This is a genomic window from Streptococcus sp. 339 (assembly GCF_013277285.1).
In the GTDB taxonomy this organism is placed as follows: domain Bacteria; phylum Bacillota; class Bacilli; order Lactobacillales; family Streptococcaceae; genus Streptococcus; species Streptococcus pseudopneumoniae.
The window spans coordinates 23,558-27,060 of record NZ_VMMR01000042.1; the positions used below are offsets into that span (position 1 = coordinate 23,558).

The 3,503-nt window shown below is 44.5% G+C and carries 3 protein-coding genes and 1 pseudogene; all 4 read left to right on the forward strand.

Features of this window, described 5'->3' with window-relative positions; translation table 11 throughout:
• A partial coding sequence (gene era / locus HT736_RS05875) for a GTPase Era (protein WP_240154027.1) occupies positions 1 to 851 on the forward strand: 851 nt, incomplete at its 5' end.
• Positions 852 to 899: 48 nt separating this feature from the next.
• The gene (gene mutM, locus HT736_RS05880; RefSeq protein WP_050223299.1) at positions 900 to 1,724 is read left to right on the forward strand and encodes a DNA-formamidopyrimidine glycosylase; all 825 of its coding nucleotides are present in this window, start codon (positions 900 to 902) and stop codon (positions 1,722 to 1,724) included.
• Positions 1,724 to 2,329: a dephospho-CoA kinase gene (coaE, locus tag HT736_RS05885; protein WP_101514785.1), complete on the forward strand. Its 606-nt coding sequence runs from the start codon at positions 1,724 to 1,726 to the stop codon at positions 2,327 to 2,329. The genes mutM and coaE overlap by 1 nt, the downstream gene beginning before the upstream one ends.
• Positions 2,316 to 3,503, forward strand: a pseudogene (locus tag HT736_RS05890) (multidrug efflux MFS transporter); the annotation flags it as partial. The gene coaE and the pseudogene HT736_RS05890, both read left to right, overlap by 14 nt.

The window sequence follows — 3,503 nt, forward strand, 5'->3', positions numbered from 1 at the left end:
GGAAGTCAACCTTTTTAAATCACGTTATGGGGCAAAAGATTGCCATCATGAGTGACAAGGCGCAGACAACGCGCAATAAAATCATGGGAATTTACACGACTGATAAGGAGCAAATTGTCTTTATCGACACACCAGGGATTCACAAGCCTAAAACAGCTCTCGGAGATTTCATGGTTGAGTCTGCCTACAGCACCCTTCGCGAAGTGGACACCGTTCTTTTCATGGTGCCTGCTGATGAAGCGCGTGGTAAGGGGGACGATATGATTATCGAGCGTCTCAAGGCTACCAAGGTTCCTGTGATTTTGGTGGTGAATAAAATCGATAAGGTCCATCCAGACCAGCTCTTGTCTCAGATTGATGACTTCCGTAATCAAATAGACTTTAAGGAAATTGTTCCAATCTCAGCCCTTCAGGGAAATAATGTGTCTCGTCTAGTGGATATTTTGAGTGAAAATCTGGATGAAGGTTTCCAATATTTCCCGTCTGATCAAATCACAGACCATCCAGAGCGCTTCTTGGTTTCAGAAATGGTTCGCGAGAAAGTCTTGCACCTAACTCGTGAAGAGATTCCGCACTCTGTCGCAGTAGTAGTGGATTCTATGAAACGAGATGAAGAGACAGACAAGGTTCACATCCGTGCAACCATCATGGTCGAGCGCGATAGCCAAAAAGGGATTATCATCGGTAAAGGTGGCGCTATGCTTAAGAAAATCGGTAGTATGGCCCGTCGTGATATCGAACTTATGCTAGGAGACAAGGTCTTCCTAGAAACCTGGGTCAAGGTCAAGAAAAACTGGCGCGATAAAAAGCTAGATTTGGCTGACTTTGGCTATAATGAAAAAGAATACTAAGTAGAGGTGGGCTCATGCCTGCTTCTTGTTTTTACAGAAGGAGGACGTATGCCTGAATTACCTGAGGTTGAAACCGTTCGTCGTGGTTTAGAAAAATTGATTCTGGGAAAGAAGATTTCGAGTATAGAAATTCGCTATCCCAAGATGATTAAGACAGATTTGGACGAGTTTCGAAAGGAAGTGCCTGGCCAAGTTGTTGAGTCAATGGGACGTCGTGGAAAATATTTGCTGTTTTACCTAACAGACAAGGTCTTGATTTCCCATCTGCGGATGGAGGGCAAGTATTTTTACTATCCGTACCAGGTTCCTGAACGCAAGCATGCCCATGTTTTCTTTCAGTTTGAAGATGGTGGCACGCTTGTTTATGAGGATGTTCGCAAGTTTGGTACTATGGAACTCTTGGCGCCTGACCTTTTGGATGCCTACTTTATTTCTAAAAAATTAGGTCCTGAACCAAGCGAACAAGACTTTGACTTGCAGATCTTTCAAGATGCCCTAGCCAAGTCCAAAAAGCCTATCAAATCCCATCTCCTAGACCAGACCTTGGTAGCTGGACTTGGCAATATCTATGTGGATGAGGTTCTCTGGCGAGCTCAGGTTCATCCGGCAAGACCTTCCCAGACTTTGACAGCAGCAGAAACGACAGCCATTCATGACCAAACCATTGCTATTTTGGGCCAGGCCGTTGAAAAAGGTGGTTCGACCATTCGGACCTATACCAATGCCTTTGGGGAAGATGGAACCATGCAGGATTTTCATCAGGTCTATGACAAGGCTGGTCAAGAGTGTTCACGCTGTGGGACAGTGATTGAGAAAATCCAACTAGGCGGACGTGGAACCCACTTTTGTCCTCAGTGCCAAAGGAGGGGCTGATGGGAAAAATCATCGGAATCACTGGGGGAATTGCCTCTGGTAAGTCAACCGTGACAAATTTTCTAAGAAAGCAAGGCTTTCAAGTAGTGGATGCCGACGCAGCCGTCCACCAACTACAGAAACCTGGTGGTCGTCTGTTTGAAGCTCTAGTCCAGCACTTTGGTCAAAAAATTATCTTAGAAAATGGAGAACTCAATCGCCCTCTCCTAGCTAATCTCATCTTTTCAAATCCTGAAGAACAGGAATGGTCTAAGCGAATCCAAGGAAAGATTATCCGTGAGGAACTAGCTACGTTGAGAGATCAGTTTGCTCAGACAGAAGAGATTTTTTTCATGGATATCCCCTTACTTTTTGAGCAGAACTACGTCTCTTGGTTTGATGAGACTTGGTTGGTCTATGTGGACCGAGATGTCCAAGTAGAACGCTTAATGAAAAGGGACAACTTGTCCAAAGATGAAGCTGAGTCTCGTCTGGCAGCCCAGTGGCCTTTAGAGAAAAAGAAAGATTTGGCCAGCCATGTTTTAAACAACAATGGGAATCAGGACCAGCTTCTTACTCAAGTGGTCTCCCTGCTTGAGGGAGGTAAGCAAGATGACAGAGATTAACTGGAAGGATAATCTGCGCATTGCCTGGTTTGGTAATTTTCTGACAGGAGCCAGTATTTCCTTAGTTGTGCCTTTTATGCCCATCTTTGTGGAAAATCTAGGTGTTGGGAGTGAGCAAGCTGCTTTTTATGCAGGTTTAGCTATTTCTGTCTCTGCCATTTCCGCGGCGCTCTTTTCTCCTATCTGGGGAATCCTTGCTGATAAATACGGTCGAAAACCCATGATGATTCGTGCTGGTCTGGCCATGACTATCACTATGGGAGGCTTGACCTTTGTGCCAAATATTTATTGGCTAATCTTTCTTCGTTTACTGAATGGTGTATTTGCGGGTTTTGTTCCCAATTCAACGGCCTTGATAGCCAGTCAGGTTCCCAAGGAGAAATCAGGCTCTGCCTTAGGTACTTTGTCTACAGGTGTAGTTGCAGGTACTCTAACTGGTCCCTTTATTGGTGGCTTTATCGCAGAATTATTTGGCATTCGTACAGTTTTCCTACTGGTTGGTAGTTTTCTGTTTCTAGCCGCTATTTTAACTATTTGCTTTATCAAGGAAGATTTTCAACCAGTAGCCAAGGAAAAGGCCATCCCAACAAAGGAATTATTTACATCAGTTAAATATCCCTATCTCTTGGTCAACCTCTTTCTGACCAGTTTTGTTATCCAATTTTCAGCCCAATCAATCGGTCCTATCTTAGCTCTGTATGTACGCGACTTAGGGCAGACAGAGAATCTTCTTTTTGTATCTGGTTTGATTGTATCCAGTATGGGCTTTTCCAGCATGATGAGTGCAGGAGTTATGGGCAAGCTAGGTGACAAGGTGGGCAATCATCGTCTCTTGGTTGTCGCCCAGTTTTATTCAGTCATCATCTATCTTCTCTGTGCCAATTCCTCTAGTCCCCTTCAACTAGGACTCTATCGATTCCTCTTTGGCTTGGGAACCGGTGCGCTGATACCTGGGGTCAATGCCCTTCTCAGTAAGATGACACCCAAAGCTGGTATTTCGAGGGTCTTTGCCTTTAATCAGGTATTCTTTTATCTGGGAGGTGTCGTTGGTCCTATGGCAGGTTCTGCAGTAGCAGGACAATTTGGCTACCATGCAGTCTTTTATGCGACAAGCCTTTAGTTGTTTCTTTAACCTGCTTCAATTTCGAACATTATTAGACTTCCTGCGAAACAA

What these genes read in the sequence shown, in the direction of transcription:
- mutM (WP_050223299.1), top strand. Translation starts at nt 900, where the DNA reads ATGCCTGAATTACCTGAGGTTGAAACCGTTCGTCGTGGTTTAGAAAAA.
- coaE (WP_101514785.1), top strand. Translation starts at nt 1,724, where the DNA reads ATGGGAAAAATCATCGGAATCACTGGGGGAATTGCCTCTGGTAAGTCA.